The organism is Cytobacillus citreus, from assembly GCF_018343665.1.
Taxonomy (GTDB): domain Bacteria; phylum Bacillota; class Bacilli; order Bacillales; family Cytobacillaceae; genus Cytobacillus; species Cytobacillus citreus.
Window position 1 is genome coordinate 16427 of record NZ_JAGYPM010000009.1, and the last position, 14943, is coordinate 31369.

At 34.0% G+C, this 14943-nt stretch carries 16 protein-coding genes and 1 other RNA gene; 4 read left to right on the plus strand and 13 right to left on the minus strand.

Translation table 11 applies throughout. The features are described from left to right. Nucleotides 1–112 precede the first annotated feature (112 nt). The 6 genes from KHA94_RS23930 to ssrS all read right to left on the minus strand — a co-directional run bounded on the left by KHA94_RS23930 (nucleotide 113) and on the right by ssrS (nucleotide 4072). A complete protein-coding gene (locus KHA94_RS23930; protein WP_213104598.1) occupies nucleotides 113–952 on the minus strand; it encodes a zf-HC2 domain-containing protein in 840 nt (279 codons plus the stop codon). Then, the gene (locus KHA94_RS23935; protein ID WP_213104599.1) at nucleotides 949–1422 is read right to left on the minus strand and encodes an RNA polymerase sigma factor; all 474 of its coding nucleotides are present in this window, start codon (nucleotides 1420–1422) and stop codon (nucleotides 949–951) included. Before KHA94_RS23935 ends, KHA94_RS23930 begins: the two co-directional genes overlap by 4 nt. 600 nt (nucleotides 1423–2022) lie before the next feature. Continuing rightward, nucleotides 2023–2358, minus strand: coding sequence for a DMT family transporter (locus tag KHA94_RS23940; RefSeq protein ID WP_249365730.1), 336 nt, complete (start codon nucleotides 2356–2358; stop codon nucleotides 2023–2025). Nucleotides 2359–2440: 82 nt separating this feature from the next. Beyond that, on the minus strand, nucleotides 2441–2635 hold the full coding sequence (locus KHA94_RS23945; protein WP_213104600.1) for a hypothetical protein: 195 nt from the start codon (nucleotides 2633–2635) through the stop codon (nucleotides 2441–2443). Between the two features lie 11 nt (nucleotides 2636–2646). Beyond that, nucleotides 2647–3615: a DUF2268 domain-containing putative Zn-dependent protease gene (locus KHA94_RS23950; RefSeq protein WP_213104601.1), complete on the minus strand. Its 969-nt coding sequence runs from the start codon at nucleotides 3613–3615 to the stop codon at nucleotides 2647–2649. 260 nt (nucleotides 3616–3875) lie between these two features. Beyond that, nucleotides 3876–4072, minus strand: a non-coding RNA gene (gene ssrS / locus KHA94_RS23955) — 6S RNA. A 212-nt stretch (nucleotides 4073–4284) separates the two neighbouring features. On the opposite strand from ssrS, the gene KHA94_RS23960 reads away from it, so the two are divergent. Both KHA94_RS23960 and KHA94_RS23965 read left to right on the plus strand, forming a co-directional pair. Then, the gene (locus KHA94_RS23960) at nucleotides 4285–4911 is read left to right on the plus strand and encodes a cysteine hydrolase family protein (RefSeq protein WP_213104602.1); all 627 of its coding nucleotides are present in this window, start codon (nucleotides 4285–4287) and stop codon (nucleotides 4909–4911) included. Nucleotides 4912–5297: 386 nt separating this feature from the next. Further along, on the plus strand, nucleotides 5298–6401 hold the full coding sequence (locus KHA94_RS23965; RefSeq protein ID WP_213104603.1) for a lactonase family protein: 1104 nt from the start codon (nucleotides 5298–5300) through the stop codon (nucleotides 6399–6401). A gap of 391 nt (nucleotides 6402–6792) precedes the next feature. Here KHA94_RS23965 and KHA94_RS23970 read toward each other — a convergent pair whose 3' ends face one another. The 5 genes from KHA94_RS23970 to KHA94_RS23985 form a co-directional block, all read right to left on the minus strand. Beyond that, nucleotides 6793–7161 carry a hypothetical protein gene (locus tag KHA94_RS23970; protein WP_213104604.1) on the minus strand — a complete coding sequence of 123 codons (369 nt, stop codon included), beginning with the start codon at nucleotides 7159–7161 and terminating at the stop codon, nucleotides 6793–6795. A 1028-nt stretch (nucleotides 7162–8189) separates the two neighbouring features. Beyond that, nucleotides 8190–8519, minus strand: a complete 330-nt coding sequence (locus tag KHA94_RS23975; protein WP_213104605.1) for a DUF1904 family protein — start codon at nucleotides 8517–8519, stop codon at nucleotides 8190–8192. A 313-nt stretch (nucleotides 8520–8832) separates the two neighbouring features. Further along, on the minus strand, nucleotides 8833–8958 hold the full coding sequence (locus tag KHA94_RS26405) for a hypothetical protein (protein ID WP_275950936.1): 126 nt from the start codon (nucleotides 8956–8958) through the stop codon (nucleotides 8833–8835). Between the two features lie 11 nt (nucleotides 8959–8969). Further along, a complete protein-coding gene (locus KHA94_RS23980) occupies nucleotides 8970–9218 on the minus strand; it encodes a DUF4317 family protein (protein WP_420828192.1) in 249 nt (82 codons plus the stop codon). Nucleotides 9219–9343: 125 nt separating this feature from the next. Continuing rightward, nucleotides 9344–10219, minus strand: a complete 876-nt coding sequence (locus KHA94_RS23985) for a LysR family transcriptional regulator (RefSeq protein WP_213104606.1) — start codon at nucleotides 10217–10219, stop codon at nucleotides 9344–9346. Between the two features lie 140 nt (nucleotides 10220–10359). Between KHA94_RS23985 and KHA94_RS23990 the strand changes: the two genes are divergently transcribed. Together KHA94_RS23990 and KHA94_RS23995 are read left to right on the plus strand one after the other, a co-directional pair. After that, nucleotides 10360–11028 carry a YczE/YyaS/YitT family protein gene (locus KHA94_RS23990; protein ID WP_213104607.1) on the plus strand — a complete coding sequence of 223 codons (669 nt, stop codon included), beginning with the start codon at nucleotides 10360–10362 and terminating at the stop codon, nucleotides 11026–11028. Between the two features lie 168 nt (nucleotides 11029–11196). After that, nucleotides 11197–12356, plus strand: a protein-coding gene (locus KHA94_RS23995) for an IS3 family transposase (protein ID WP_249365325.1) whose coding sequence is annotated in 2 segments (ribosomal slippage) — nucleotides 11197–11458 and nucleotides 11458–12356 — 1161 coding nt in all. Because the reading frame shifts where the segments join, the coding sequence is not laid out codon by codon here. A gap of 272 nt (nucleotides 12357–12628) precedes the next feature. Here the strand turns inward: KHA94_RS23995 and KHA94_RS24000 are convergent. Then, on the minus strand, nucleotides 12629–13237 hold the full coding sequence (locus tag KHA94_RS24000) for a poly-gamma-glutamate hydrolase family protein (protein WP_213104608.1): 609 nt from the start codon (nucleotides 13235–13237) through the stop codon (nucleotides 12629–12631). 460 nt (nucleotides 13238–13697) lie between these two features. Beyond that, nucleotides 13698–14891, minus strand: a complete 1194-nt coding sequence (locus KHA94_RS24005; protein ID WP_213104609.1) for an ABC transporter permease — start codon at nucleotides 14889–14891, stop codon at nucleotides 13698–13700. Nucleotides 14892–14943 lie beyond the last annotated feature (52 nt).

The following is a 14943-nucleotide window of genomic DNA, read 5'->3' on the forward strand; positions in this document are numbered from 1 at the left end:
ACATCATTTCGCACTCATCATATGTCTTCCTAAGTACCGAAATGAAATTCACTGAGTTAACTAGTGCATTTAATGTTGTCTAGAAATGTCGCTGCGTTAAAAGTCTAGGTGATTATTCAATTAACCCTTCAGTACGTCTAAGAGATTTTACGAGATTTAGCCATATACTTAATAAAATCACAGTAATAAACAAGGTAATGACTGATGGTAACCAAATTTCTAATAAACTCTTTGCATAATGTTTAGTTTGAAATGCTCGTTCTACATGTGTTAAATAACGATCTTGGTATTCAAATTGAATGATATAATCCCCTTTTTCCATCACCATTGTTCCGATATCATAATCACTAGGAGTAATTGTATTCGTAATAATTTCCCCATTTTCATAAACAATGTTGGCGTCTTTGTATGGAAGTGGATATAAAATAGTTGGCTCTTTAGAAATATCCTTATCGATAGAAACTGAATTTTTTTCAAATACTGCTAAATATTTTATTTGTCGCGCATAGTTTAAAGAAACATCTTCTAATGATTCAAGACCATTTTGATTTAAGCTTTGGAAAGCTGTAGACATGATTTCTAGTTGCTCCTGTTCGATAGAGGATTGATGCATTTGCTCTTTATTAAATTGTATAGTATTTGAAGTAGCAAGAGTGCTTAAAATTAAGGTCATAATAAGACTAAATATGACTAGCCATTTTATTGCCTTTTCTATTATTTTTTGTCGCTTTAACAAAGCTGAGACTTTTTGAAATGGTTGAATGACTTGTTGGCGTTCAATTACTTCTATTTCATCTTCAATATTTAATTCTAGCAGCATTTGATTATAAAAAGACTTACATTCTGTACAATGTTCGAGGTGTGTACTTACAAAATTTTCACTAGATTTACTACATAAATTATCAATATAGGAAGGTAATAAATCTCTCACAATTTCACATTCATTGTTCATATCGAATAATTCTCCTTTAATTTCAATTTTGCACGATAAAAGTTAACACGTGCCCAATTTTCATTTTTACCGAGGACATCGCCAATTTCTTGAAAGCTTAATCCGCCTAGTAGTCGTAAGAGTAAAATCTCTTTGTAAGGTTCTTTTAAGTCATGGATTTGCCTATATAACTCAACTTTATTTTCTTGATTAATTAAGAGTTGCTCAGAAGAATGAACGAGTGGAGCTTCCTGCATTTTTGGTTGCTTTGTCTGCTTATCTATATATTGATAATATGTATGTTTTGCTATTTGACATAGCCAGACGGACATTTTGCTAGAGCCATTATAACGATGTATCGATTGAATAGCTTTATAAAAAGTTTCCTGTGTTAATTCTTCGGCTAAGTCACTATTGCGACAAAGAGTCATCAAATATTTAAAAACACGTTCGTTATATTTTTGATAAATCTCATCTAATTGCCCCACCATTAAACCTCCTTTCGCATATATATCCAAAAATATTGAATTTCGTTACAGAATTAAAAATATTATATAAAATTAATATATCCACAGGACTTTTTATTTTTTTAATTCTTCTTAATCTGGTTATCGTTTATTATCCAAAAATAGAGAGTGATAGGAATCTTATAGAAATTGCTATTGCAGAAGTAAAGCTTTCTATGAGTGTTACATATGTGTATAGAATTGTAATTTAGTCCTCACTTACACCAGTTACGGTGAACCGTACCATAAGTAAGTGCGGTTTCATTGTTTTGAAAGTTGGTAGCGAAGCGACTGCCGATCTTCGGACACCTTTAATCGTATATGAAAGGATTAAATCTTTCATTATCCAAATCAAATGCACCATTCACAATCCAAGAGAGCGACGGACAAACATTCGCCACAAGATTACCGAAAATAGAGGATCATTATGTGACGCAGTCACATAATGATCCTCTAAAGAAAGCGGTAATAGTGTATCTAATGTTTCGTCCAAAGCACGCTGGAATTGACAAAAAACATGTTGAACTTTAAGTGCACTTACGCTTTTCTTACATAGATAAATGTACCCTATCCTCGGATTTCTGGTTATTCCTCTTTTGCCTGTCTAGGAATAGCATAGGCTCTTACACTTTTTTGCTTAGTGTTATAGTTTGATCCTAAAACACCTAGGAGAATAATGATGGTCCCGAAAATATGATAAGATTGAATCGTTTCGTTAAAGAAAAGGACGCCAGCAATAATCGTAATTAATGTAGCTAAATTATTTAAGACACTCATTTTTGACGCTTCAATTTGCGAAAGTGAATAATTGGAGAAAAAGGAAGTTCCTAATGATGAAAGTGCACCAAGATAAACAATAGCGATGATAAACATTCCGCTTGAAAATGGTTCGATGAATTGATGCATCGTCTTCGTTATCATATGATTACCAATAGCTACAATGTAAAAAAGATGAAGCCAAAGAACGTCATAACGTAAGTTTCCTTTCTTGCCTCTTAGACCCCTATTTCTTTTTAATAAAATCTATTATGTAAAAGATTTGTGCAATGGCGAATGAAAGGAGAATCACGATGATTGTTCCAAAGGTATAAACAGCTTCTTCAACATGGTCACCACCAGCGAATACATTAACCAATATCATAAACAGAATTATACTAATAAATATTGATAAAAAGATTATACTAATATATTTGGCCATAATTTCCCCTATTATTGAAAATTATCTATATAATTTCCTTTTTCAAAAATCTCTTTAGTATTTATGCCTGTCCATTCATCTGGTGTCATATTAGGATTCAATTCCAAATAGGACTTGACCATTTTATACCCTTCACTATATCCATAAAGCTGAGGAAGTTCTTTACCCCCGACCAAAATTTCTAATGATCGATTTATATCATACTTTCCTAAATCGGGTTCTATTTTATCCCAATATGTCTTGATATACCTTGGGTCAACCCTAGTAAAATTAACATTTGGAAATACTGTTTTTTCAAACATTACGGCCTTTCCTTCAAAGACAAGGTTATCTAATACTGTAAATGATGGTTGCTCTTTTATATGCCTCTCCGTCCAAACACTGTGATGGTATTCATGAGCTAAACCAGCTTGAAGAACATCATCTGTGTAGTTTTTATTATAAAAAACAATTATTTTACCTGCTCCTGCATTGATCATTGGTGACCCGGTTAAAACTGTTGTTGGGAAAATACAAACATTAGTCTCAATTTCAGATGTCAGTAAGTTCGAAGATTGAGTTAATGCTTCTTCAACAACTTCAATAGAGAAATTCGTATTCATCATTCCAACGACATTCTTTAGTTCTGTAAAATTACTTGGAGGTTGGTAAAGAAACTCATTAAATAAATGAATATGTTCGGCATCCCTGAAGCAAGAGTTATAAACAGGATCTAGAATTTCTTCTTTATATATACGTGTTAGTTCTTTCGGATTTTGTTCAGCCTTCTCGATATAACTATTATAGAGTTTATAAGCATCAACAATTTTGAATTTTTGCTTCGTTTCTGGATTTTCAAATGAATGTGTTAAATCCTCTACATCCATTTTCACATTATGAAATACGGGTGTCTCCTCTTCTTCTTGATTTTGAGTTTCTTTGTGAGAACATCCAAATAAAAAAAGAATAATTGCCACGAACAGAAATGTATTTTTTTTCATCACCCAATCCTCCCTAATCCTATGTAAAAAACCTGCAAAGAAATAGAAATCACCCCCATTATTTCTAAATAACACCAAAACTTATTTAAACATACGAATCATATTAAAAAAGGTTTCCATAAAGCGGAAACTAGTTAAGAAATCTAAAATACCTACTGTTTCAATTATAAAAGATGTGTCATTTACTTTTTTGAATTATCAATTAATAAAAACGCACAAAAAAAACAGCTCCCGATTGGAAACTGTCTTATCACAATAATGGTACAGCCGCCTTTGCCGTACAAGAATATAAGAAAGTTTTAAACCACCACTCCTCAAAGTGGGTGTTCGCAGAAACATTCTTGCATGTCCTCCTTGTCCTATAGACAGAGGCTTGTCATTCCTGTTTCTATATAAAACTCCCTATTACAGCTTAAAGGTTAAAACTTTATTATCAATACGCACAACGCAGCTTGTTTAATTATAATAATTGATTAGGTTTTAAAAATCAATGGGTTTATTTTACTGATAGGTCATCTTCTCATTGAATGGAAGTCTGAGTATGCTCATAAATTGTTAATACAAAGGTTTTTGTAATTAAATTCAAAATTTCATTTTCCTAAGGAATTTATTATCAATGTAGTTCGTATAATCGATAAGTGAAAACATAAAAAAGGTGGGAACAATTCTATGTTTAAACCAAACCCAACGAATACTGCAATTGTTATTACTGACCCTCAAAATGACTTTTTGTCTCCAGGCGGAAGAGGATATCATTTGACAAAGGCTAACATTAAACAGAATAATACTTTAGGCAACTTGGAACTACTATTAAGCACTGCCCGTAGTAAAGGTTATCAGCTCTTTGTTTCCCCGCACTTTTTATATCCACATGACTATGATTGGCAATTTACAGGGAACGAACAAGAGATGTTGATTAATTTGCGTGTTTATCAGAAATTAAATCAATATAGTCCTCCAACTCCGGAAGCCGATTATGTTCCAACGTTAGCTCCATATATCTGGGACAAAACAACCGTCATTGCAACACCGCACAAGGTGGCCAGTCCTCAGACAAATGATCTGGTCTATCAACTAAGGCAACGCAGAAAAGAACAAGTAATTTTGGCAGGGGTATTATCAAACGTATGTGTTGAATCGCATATGAGAGATTTAATCGAAAATGGCTTCAAGACAGCTGTTGTTTACGATGCAACTGCCACGATTAGTGAAAACGATTTTCATGCTGCTGTTACGAACTACCGAGCTTTCAGTAGTGCTACATGGACAACAAGTGAAGCCATATCAAATATGTAATGTTACTCTTAAATAGGCTACTAAAGAAGAGATTATTCTTTGATTAATAGTAATGTTGCAGCCGTTAGGTGCTTTCATTAACGATATCCAATAAGTCCATTCTTATAAAACTAGGTGCTTTTCTTCAATAAGGATCTTCCAAAATAGGGCGCTATCCTGGAACAAGGATAACGCTCATTTTACATTCTTTATTGAGGGAGATTGTTGAAGAACATTTTTAATGATATTGGAGATTAATGTTTAAAATATCATGGGAATTGTGAAGATTGACACTTAAACAAATGGTCAGGTGAGTGGGATATGTTTGTAAACTTAATTTACATACGTTTCGGGAATTTAAATGGCAAAAGGACCATATAAAATTATAAAAGGAGGAGAGTCATAAAATGCAGGTACCAAACAAATATTTTCGTCCTAGTATGGTGTATATGATGACCAATATGGAGGTAATGAATGAAGTCATTGCCTTTAACCGAGACATAAACGGAATTCTCACCTATAGTGGTTCTTACCCAACAAATGGAAGAGGTACTGGTCCAAGGAAAGTCTCACTTGCAACACCAAACAATGGAGTCGATCCCCTTACGTCACAAGGCTCACTATCTTTGTCTAGTGATGGCCGTTTTCTATTTGCAGTTAATGCAGGCAGCAATAGTATCAGTAACTTCATCGTATCTGACAATGGGAAACTTATTCTTGTGGATGTGCAGCCATCGGGAGGTGCTCAGCCTAATAGCTTGGGTGTGTTTGGTAATCTGTTGTATGTTTCAAATGTGGGTAATGCTGCCAATCAATTTAAATCGAATATTTCGGGTTTTCGCATAGAGGATAACGGGCGTCTTATGCCTATACCCGGATCCATCCATTCTCTAAGTACCATTAATGCTCAGCCTGCGCAAGTTCTATTTACTCCAGATGGCAGTAAAATTGTAGTACCTGAGCTTACTACAAACCATCTCAGTGTATTCCATGTTAATAAAAATGGCACCGTTACAGGACCAATCATTAACGAATCTAATGGTATGATGCCGTTCGGCTCTTATTTCCTATCCTCAGGACTCCTTTTAGTTACCGAGTTAAGTCCTAGCTCACTGTCATCCTATTCAGTGAGTGACAACGGGGTACTTCATGTTATCAGTGGCTCTGTACCGACCGGCCAGAAGACAACTTGCTGGGTTGTAACAACGAGGAATGAACGTTTTGCGTATACCACCAATACCTTCAGTGGCACAATATCTTTCTTCCGTATAGATAGCAACGGAGCACTGACGGTTATCGGGCATATTACCAGTACACCAGCAGGTAGACCTACTGGCCTGCCAATAGATGCTGGAGTGAGTAAAGATGGACGCAATTTTTACACCCTTAACGGGAATCAGGGCACAGTCTCAGTATTTAATATCAAGGATAATGGTAGTCTTGTCAGAATGCAGGTTGCCGCATGGACCTCCTTTCCATACTTTGGATCGCAAGGTTTAGCTGTTCTCTGATTCTATTGGGTTCACCATACTTGTTTAGAACATAAAAATATAGGAGTTGCTAAAAATAAGACTGCCGATACTGGTGGCTTTTGTTATGAGACAATATAATTTCCAGCAAGATTGTGAAGAGATAATTTTTCAATAAAAACCTAAAGTACTTCATGTTATACTAAAAATGCGCATGCCAAATAGCCTTCACTAACAAATGATTGGAAGGTATTGTCTTATTTAGTTAAAAATATTAATTAGTATATATACTGAAATTAGTTCTGTTTTTTAATATGGCATAAATCCAATGTAAGAGCTTATTTACACAAGCAATGACGGCTACTTTATAAAGTTTGCCTTCCTCACGCTTCTTATCGTAATTGGTGGCACACCTAGTTCAACTATGAACTCTTTACTTGCTGCTGTTTTGCGGTTGCAAGTTGGCGTAGAAGATTTCCTTGTCCACCAACCATGCGTTGGTGTAAACCATACGTCCTTCATCACCAGTGAGCTTAAATACGACCTCAGTAGCGTGGGTCTCCATGAGGTGCCACACCATACTATAGATCTTGTAGAGCACATCCTTTTCCAGGCTTGAGTATTTTTCGTGATCGATCTCTAGTTTGGTCAACTGGTCGTCGAAGCATGGAATCAAGCTCCATATGTCCACTTCTTCCTGCTCCAGGAAAGTGTAGAGCTTGTCGAATTGATAATCGAAATCCTTATAGAGCAGGTTTTTGATCTGTTCGAGGGTCTGTTCCTTCGGAGCAATGACAAGCATCCGGTAGCCGTCCTCGTTACGTTCTAGTCTGTCCGTCACGAGAAATCCGACCCCATGCAGATCCTCCATTTGCCCAGGATTTTACGTTCGTACACATACCCGCTCTTCGAGAAGAGGTATAAATAAATAATGACGACTATCAAAACCATGATGCCAAAAAAAACGAAAACCAAACCCTAGTATTCCTTTTCTTGTTGTAGGCATTTACTTTCCTATCAATCCTCTCACTCATGTATTTTACAATCTTAGTTGTCCGAATCTGCCCCCAAATTCGCTTATACGATTTTTCGGCCAACCTCAGTTACACTTTGGATCAACATATGATCTCCTGGCTGAACATTTGTAGAATGATTTACTAATACATCTGCAAATTTAGATAAACGTGTTATAAAGACTCCTTATCATATTCAATCTAAATTCATTTTATTTGTCATAAAATTAAACTTACTTAAAATAAATTTCTCCATTTAATCACAATTTCCTTTAAAATGCCTAACTATTATTATGAAGGCTTTATCTAACTAACGCATGCTTTAATCGAAGAAGAACTATGGAAAATGATCAAACTTTTTTTATAAAAGAATGAGTCAATTGTATATATTAAAAGCGTGTTTTAATCAATCGTGCCATGTATTCTTAAGAAAATACCATCGATTTTTATCTGAGCAAGAATGAAAAAGAAGCAATTAACAAAAAGAAAAAAAGTGCTATCATTTCTGCGAAAAATGATAACACTTTTTTACTAACTGATGAGCAAAAAATAACATATGTTATTTTTAGAAACGGCATAATATCAATCGAAATCGATAGTTTGGACAAGAGTAAACCATAAAGGGTTTACATAATGATTATTGGTAAACTAGTTAGAGATTTATATGGAGATATTTTTACTTCCTCTAATTCCATTTGACGAGCGACACAAAACTACTTAAGGTATTGTTATTTATCCATTTTATTTACTGCTGTACGCAATTCATCATTTGTTAGTTGTGTCGCTGGTTCTAACCAATTTTGGCCATACTTTAAATTCATTCGAAATTCGTACCATTCAAATAATAAGCAGACTCTAAAAATACTGTAAAGGCCACTTCCACTTCAGGAATATCAAGTGAGTGAATGTGTTTTGTAATCATTTTTGCGAATTGATCCTGAATTTTCTGGCCACGATCAAACCATTTCACTTCTATGAATGGAAATCCAAGGACTTCCTCTTGATTGAATACAAAAGTTGAATGAATGATTTCTAATGTAAAATTGTCAGTTTCACAATGACAAAGGTCTGCTAGTTCCTGAACCAAAGGAGAACTAATTTTTTTAACTTGATCTACCGAGATACCTTTAAAAATTAATTGCGGCATTTTGTTTCCTCCAATAAAAATGAAAAATTGGTATTATGATACTGAATCATACACTTTATCATTTATCAATACAACAATACCATTAAGACAACTAGAATAATAATTTCATAACTTATAAGAAATCCCATTTCGCACCAACCAACAAAGGGCAAAAACAGTGTTTATTTTTTGTAATGTGCGAAAGATAAAAAAAACGCTATTCCTCTCATTTATTATAGAAAGAATAGCGTCTTTTTCGTTATGGAAAAGTAATTATGTTTTACCTAAATGTGCATGAGACACACTCATTATTAATGTATAGAGATTTTAAAAGCTAGGCTGAGATTTGCAATTCCTTTAAAATATCTTGCAGTGTCTTTCCATCGACTTGCTGTAAAGGTACCGGTGGATTTGCAACATCAAAGTTTTGAATTAAGTAGTTTTTTTGAACAAAATTCATATCCTTAGCATCTACAATTCCGTCGAAGTTAATATCCGAATCTCTGTTTCGAGCTTAGGAGGTTCGCTTTCTTCGGCTTCTTTACTTTCCTGGACAATTTTATCGATTTCCTCATAGACATTGACCTTTACCCTAGTGTCCACTTGGTCGCCCGCTACTTTATTAAAAATGACTTCAAAAATGTCCTTGTCTTCTGCCGCTGTGATGATTTCCTCGCAATTAAGAACATATTCAATAAAGGTTTCATTCGGTTGATTCACTTTCCCTGCATAATAGAGAATTCAGTATCTTGCAATTATATTAAAGGTTTTTCACTAGAACCCAATTTCTGGTGACGATGTCTATATCACTTGATTGAAAGCTATCTTTGCTTTGTTGACATCTTCTAATCAACCATTTCCCAAAATTGAGATGCTACTTTGGAAATTAGTTGGTCTTTTAATTTTACTATTATAGGCTCTAGATGAAAATCAAATTGTTTCAATTCAAAAAGCGTTGTATGTTCTAAAAATGGTGATGTGTAATCCATTCTTGGAATAACGGATAATCCTAGTCCTCTACTAACAAGTGCTACAACCATCCTTATATCTTTACACTCGATAATGATATTTGGCTTGACTTGATGTTCATCAAACGCTTTTAAGAGGTCTTCATTGAAGGAGAGTCCTTCCATTGCTCCAAGCATAATGAATGGGAACTGGGCAATCTGTTCAATCGTCACATGCTGTGATGAAAACGATGTTGCCCAACTTGTTGGTATAATCACAGCGGTTGGTTGTTTTTTTAATATTTTCATCTCATATTGTTTACTATTGCCCAATCGTAAAAGTAAGGCAACATCAATTTCTCTTTGTTCTAGTCTTTTTAATAATTCTTCTGAATTTCCTGTTACTATATTTATTTTAACATTTGGATATTGTGTTCTAAACATACTAACATAGTCAATGAGCATATTCGAACATGTAGACGATACACCTATTCTTACTGTTCCTCCTATACCTTGTTCAATTTCTTGAATTCGCTGCTTTACATCTTGAATTTGCATTAGCATTTGATTGGCATATTGGTATAGTATTTCACCGGTTTCTGTAAGCTCCCATTTTTGACGATATCGATGAATTAAAGTTGTACCAAGATCATTTTCAAGCTTTTTTAACAACTGACTAAGCGGCGGCTGTGCGATATGGAGCACTTCTGCTGCTTTAGAAATACTTCCTTGTTTCACAATTTCTTTAAAGTAATATAATTGTCGAAAATCCATTCCATCTCACCATTATATGTTTTTTGATATGATTAGTTTATCATATATATATTTTTCATATCTTAAATTTAATGTTATATTTAATCCTATGTCTATAGTGATTATATTAATATAATATTATGTAGGAAGTGAGAAATATTATGAATCATTGGAGCAGAACCTTGAAGCGTATCATCTTGTACGTGCTCGGGTTATTAATTATGTCGATGGGCATTAGCCTGTCGATTCAAGCAGGATTTGGGGTATCGCCTGTGTCATCATTAGCATATGCAAGTACACTAACGACTGGTTTATCGGTTGGTGTGACAATGGCGCTTGCAAATGTTTTATATATTATAATTCAAGTAATATTAAGTAAACGAATGGAGTTAAATGAATTTGTAGGCCAACTCATTATTTCGTTTTTATTTGGGTTTTTCATGGATGCAACGCTCTTCCTTGTACAACTTTTCCCTACACCTGAAACCATCTTTGCTCGAATTGTAGTTTTAGTTGTTAGTTTATTTGTTATTGCGGTCGGTTTAATGGGCTATACAACAGCGAAACTTCCATTAATGCCGTACGATGCGTTAACTTATGCAATTAGTGAAAAGTTTAATTTGAAATTCGGTAAAGCAAAAATTTTAAGCGATTTAATAAATATTTGTGTGGCTGGTGCAATCTGTGTAATTTTCATTCAATCATTAGGCTCAATCGGAATCGGTACACTAATTGCCGCCTATTTTATCGGCAAAATTTTGGGGTGGATGATACCAAATTATCAACCAACTCTTCTACACTGGGTATTTAAAACAGAGAAGGCTGCCTAAGTAATCATTATAAAGTACAGGAAAAGGGGGATGTCAAGTAACTCCAAAATATAAAATAAAAGTTAATTTTGGAGTTGTTTTTTGTTTACTTCACTTTTCTTTGATGCTAGACTAAAAAGTAGACACAGATTGTTATAATAAAATAAACAACAATAATGGGGTGTCTACATGACCAAAGGTACTGGTAAACGTTATGATGAAACATTCAAAAAAGAAACAGTGAAGTATATTCTTGAGAACAATAAACCAGTCGCACAAGTGGCGAGAGAAACTGGAATCAATACAAATACTTTACATGGATGGGTCAAGAAATATGGTGAACAGCCCGAGGTAAAGGCTGTACAAACATTTTCATCTCCAGAAGCCGAACTAAAAGCATTACAAAAACAATTGCGTGATCTGGAGGAGGAAAACGAAATTTTAAAAAAGGCGATGCACTACTTCGCGAAAAGCCCTCGGTAAAGTATGATTTTATTCATCATCATCACTCCCAATACCGAGTGGAGAAGATGTGCAAAGTCCTGGGAGTTTCTAAAAGCGGCTATTTCAAATGGATAAAACGACCAAAGAGTAGCCGACAGAAAAAGCATGAGGAACTGTCTCAACAGGTCTTGAAAACTCACATTGAATTCAAGCAACGCTATGGAAGCATAAAAATTACAAAAATGCTAAACAAGCGAGGAATAAAAGTAAGCCAGCGTACAGTTTCACGCATCATGACAAAGAATAATTGGAAATCTTGCACAACCAAAAAATATAAAGCTACGACCAATTCCAAGCACCATCATCCAATAAGTGAAAATGTGTTAAATAGACAATTTAAGGCGGACAAGCCCAACCAGTCGTGGGTTACAGATATTACGTACATCCCGACAAATGAGGGGTGGCTTTATTTGGCAAGTGTCATGGATTTGTATTCCCGCAAAATTGTCGGATGGTCTATGGATAAAACGATGACAAAGGAGCTAGTGATGAATGCTTTAAAAATGGCGTACCATCGCCAGAAGCCTGGTAATGGGCTTATTCATCACTCCGATCGTGGCGTCCAGTATGCATCAACTGAATATCAGAAACTATTAAAACAATATCAGATGATTGGCAGCATGAGCCGCAAAGGAAACTGTTACGACAACGCTTGTATCGAGTCCTTTCACGGTATTCTTAAACGTGAACTCGTTTATCAAACTAGATACAGAACAAGAAATGAAGCCAGAAAATCGATCTTTGAATATATCGAATTCTTCTATAATTCAAAGCGAATTCATTCAACTCTTGACTATCACACACCTAATGAATTTGAGAAAATGTATGTTCAAACAGTGGCATAAAATTTTCCTGCACAAAAAAGTTTAAAAATGGTTTTCTTTTAAACTTTTTTGTGCAGGCCACCAAGCGATAGCGCGGTAGAAAATCTGTGTCTATTTTCTTGACATAGTATCAATTAATGCCCTTGGAAAGACGTTTTTTGCAAGTGACATCTAACTACGTTTTTAATATAGCCTTTGAAAAAGAAAAGACACCTCCAAAGATGCCTGTTTATGTCGTAGTATGGTCTCGTAGCAACATTGAACCCAAACTGTTAGTTGATTTACGTTGCATCTTATTTAATGGCTTTCTGTAATGCTTTTACGTATCTTTTAAATTCGTCTGTTGAATTTATCCGGTTTGCTCGACTAGTATCACCATTGATAAAAAATGCTCGTCTTTGTAAAGTACTAATCTCTACTTGAACACCCTTCCCTCTAGATGTACGATTAGTGATACTTTTATGGTTAGTACCTGATAATCTATCTCTTGTAATTCCTGCGGAAAATCCTTCTCTTTTAAGTTCTTTTATCACCCTGTCTCTGAGATTGTAATCTAAACCACCGACCTGGGTATGTTTATTTGAAGTATCATTATACCCGTGTAACGCCATAGAATATAACGATTCGCATACCATTTTTAAAGCTATAGGTTCATCGAAATGGGTAGAAGTTATATGAAGAATACTGTTTCCGCTTGGCTTCATACCATCAAACTCATACCAGTTATAAAATGAGACCGCCACAGCTTTCACCACTTCCGATGTTCCCACTTCAATACCTCCGCCATGTGGAGTGAAAATGATGGTTTTAGATCCATTCACCTTATGATAACGAATATCATAGTCAACTCCTTTTACCTCCGCAGCTGCTAATTCTTTATAATTTGCGTAAGTTTCAGCCATTTATGCCCCTCCTCTTAGCCACTAATAAACTTAAATGACCCAAAAGTTGGTTCGGTATGTTTCGAACTTCAAACCTTCACATATTCGCCTACAATTGGTCCAAGATTACACCCCATCCCCTTTTCCCTTCCTGCCTTCACTTGCTTTTGTGAAATATCCTACTTTATGTTTGAAAAGCTCCATATATGCTCATCTATGTTGCTTTGAAATAAAGTTTGATCAAAAAAATCCCACAAACCAGCATTTTACAATAAAGAAAAAGAATCCATTTTGAAAAAAGATTGATCAAAATGGATTCTTCTCTAGTAGATTTAAGATTTGTTTTTATAAAAAAGATTGATCATTTTTTACCTGTGTTGCTCAATAATAGCGCCCGTTTGCGGAATATTGAGAATTCGGAAGGTGTGCCAAAATGTCTTCTCAGTAATTTTACTAAATCCTCCGTTAGTTAAATACCACGCTATTCTTTAAAGGCACTTCCTGAGACATTGACTCTCTTTGATACAAAGAAATATACAAATACATAAACAAATAAACTTCCAATTACAAGATAGTATATTTTAGCAGTAGAAGTATGAATGAACATTGCGAAATATTGAATAAAAAATTGTGTATATAATATAACCAAGACAAACTTTAAGAAAGAATCATTCATCTGAGATTTAGAAATAGGATAAAGTAATACACTTTGTTTAATTTCATGTTGTAAAGGAATTACTTGAAATCCAGTCATAAATAAAATTAGGAGATTAAAAATCCAACCACTTGTTGGCATAGCATAATTAACAAATATACCAATTACAGTTAGTCTTAAATAAAGGTAAAAGTAATCATTATATCTTACAAACAAGTGTGAGTATAAATATACGAATGTACTACTTTGACTATATGGGATACAACTTTTCACAATCATAGTGAGCAAACGTCTATTCCGAAAAGAACGTTTAAGATTAGGAACATCCATGAAAATATTAATAAATTTAAAGTTTCTTAATAAGGCACTTTCTTCTTCAACTATTAGCCACTGCCAATTCAGATTTCTTTTTTTTTCTATAAAATAAATTAAATAGACGAAATTTACACTCATTAAAACAAGCTCAAAAATCCAGTCATTTTTAAACAAAAAATAACACATTAAATATATTGAAAAAAACCTATTTAACCTATGTAACACAAATTGTACATGGTTCTCTAGCCATTGTTCAGTCCACTTCATTAAAATGTTATAAGAAACAATCCCCACTATTAAAAAGAAGATTGGAAGATTTATATTAATTGTGTGTAAAAATAGGGATAATAAAATGGTAATTAAACTAAGCAATTTAATAACATCAATAACAAAACTATATACAAGTGATTTAATAAAATACGACTTTAATTTCCATTGTAATGGCAACAAAAACATTATATCTGCCCTTTTAATAAATGTACGAACTTTTGTCTGTATTAAAATGAAGGTTACAAATAGTGATAAGATTACTTCAACGGATATTTGAGAAGGTATCCACTGAAGAAATAAATTAAAATAATAAATAAAGATACTACTAATGATCAGAAAAAAATAAACAACATTCGCACCAATTATTGAATAGTACCTAAACATTTTTCTATAATATTCCTGAACCCTTAAACGCCATAATGTTTTTATATCCATTAGTACACCCATACTTTCACTGAATAATATTCAAATTGCACTATATGTATAA

Excerpts from the sequence above, each read along its gene's own strand:
- KHA94_RS23930 (WP_213104598.1), bottom strand. The coding sequence starts at position 952 with ATGAACAATGAATGTGAAATTGTGAGAGATTTATTACCTTCCTATATT.
- KHA94_RS23935 (WP_213104599.1), bottom strand. The coding sequence starts at position 1,422 with ATGGTGGGGCAATTAGATGAGATTTATCAAAAATATAACGAACGTGTT.
- KHA94_RS23940 (WP_249365730.1), bottom strand. The coding sequence starts at position 2,358 with ATGATAACGAAGACGATGCATCAATTCATCGAACCATTTTCAAGCGGA.
- KHA94_RS23945 (WP_213104600.1), bottom strand. The coding sequence starts at position 2,635 with ATGGCCAAATATATTAGTATAATCTTTTTATCAATATTTATTAGTATA.
- KHA94_RS23950 (WP_213104601.1), bottom strand. The coding sequence starts at position 3,615 with ATGAAAAAAAATACATTTCTGTTCGTGGCAATTATTCTTTTTTTATTT.
- KHA94_RS23960 (WP_213104602.1), top strand. The coding sequence starts at position 4,285 with ATGTTTAAACCAAACCCAACGAATACTGCAATTGTTATTACTGACCCT.
- KHA94_RS23965 (WP_213104603.1), top strand. The coding sequence starts at position 5,298 with ATGCAGGTACCAAACAAATATTTTCGTCCTAGTATGGTGTATATGATG.
- KHA94_RS23970 (WP_213104604.1), bottom strand. The coding sequence starts at position 7,161 with ATGCTTGTCATTGCTCCGAAGGAACAGACCCTCGAACAGATCAAAAAC.
- KHA94_RS23975 (WP_213104605.1), bottom strand. The coding sequence starts at position 8,519 with ATGCCGCAATTAATTTTTAAAGGTATCTCGGTAGATCAAGTTAAAAAA.
- KHA94_RS26405 (WP_275950936.1), bottom strand. The coding sequence starts at position 8,958 with ATGAATTTTGTTCAAAAAAACTACTTAATTCAAAACTTTGATGTTGCA.
- KHA94_RS23985 (WP_213104606.1), bottom strand. The coding sequence starts at position 10,219 with ATGGATTTTCGACAATTATATTACTTTAAAGAAATTGTGAAACAAGGA.
- KHA94_RS23990 (WP_213104607.1), top strand. The coding sequence starts at position 10,360 with ATGAATCATTGGAGCAGAACCTTGAAGCGTATCATCTTGTACGTGCTC.
- KHA94_RS24000 (WP_213104608.1), bottom strand. The coding sequence starts at position 13,237 with ATGGCTGAAACTTACGCAAATTATAAAGAATTAGCAGCTGCGGAGGTA.
- KHA94_RS24005 (WP_213104609.1), bottom strand. The coding sequence starts at position 14,891 with ATGGATATAAAAACATTATGGCGTTTAAGGGTTCAGGAATATTATAGA.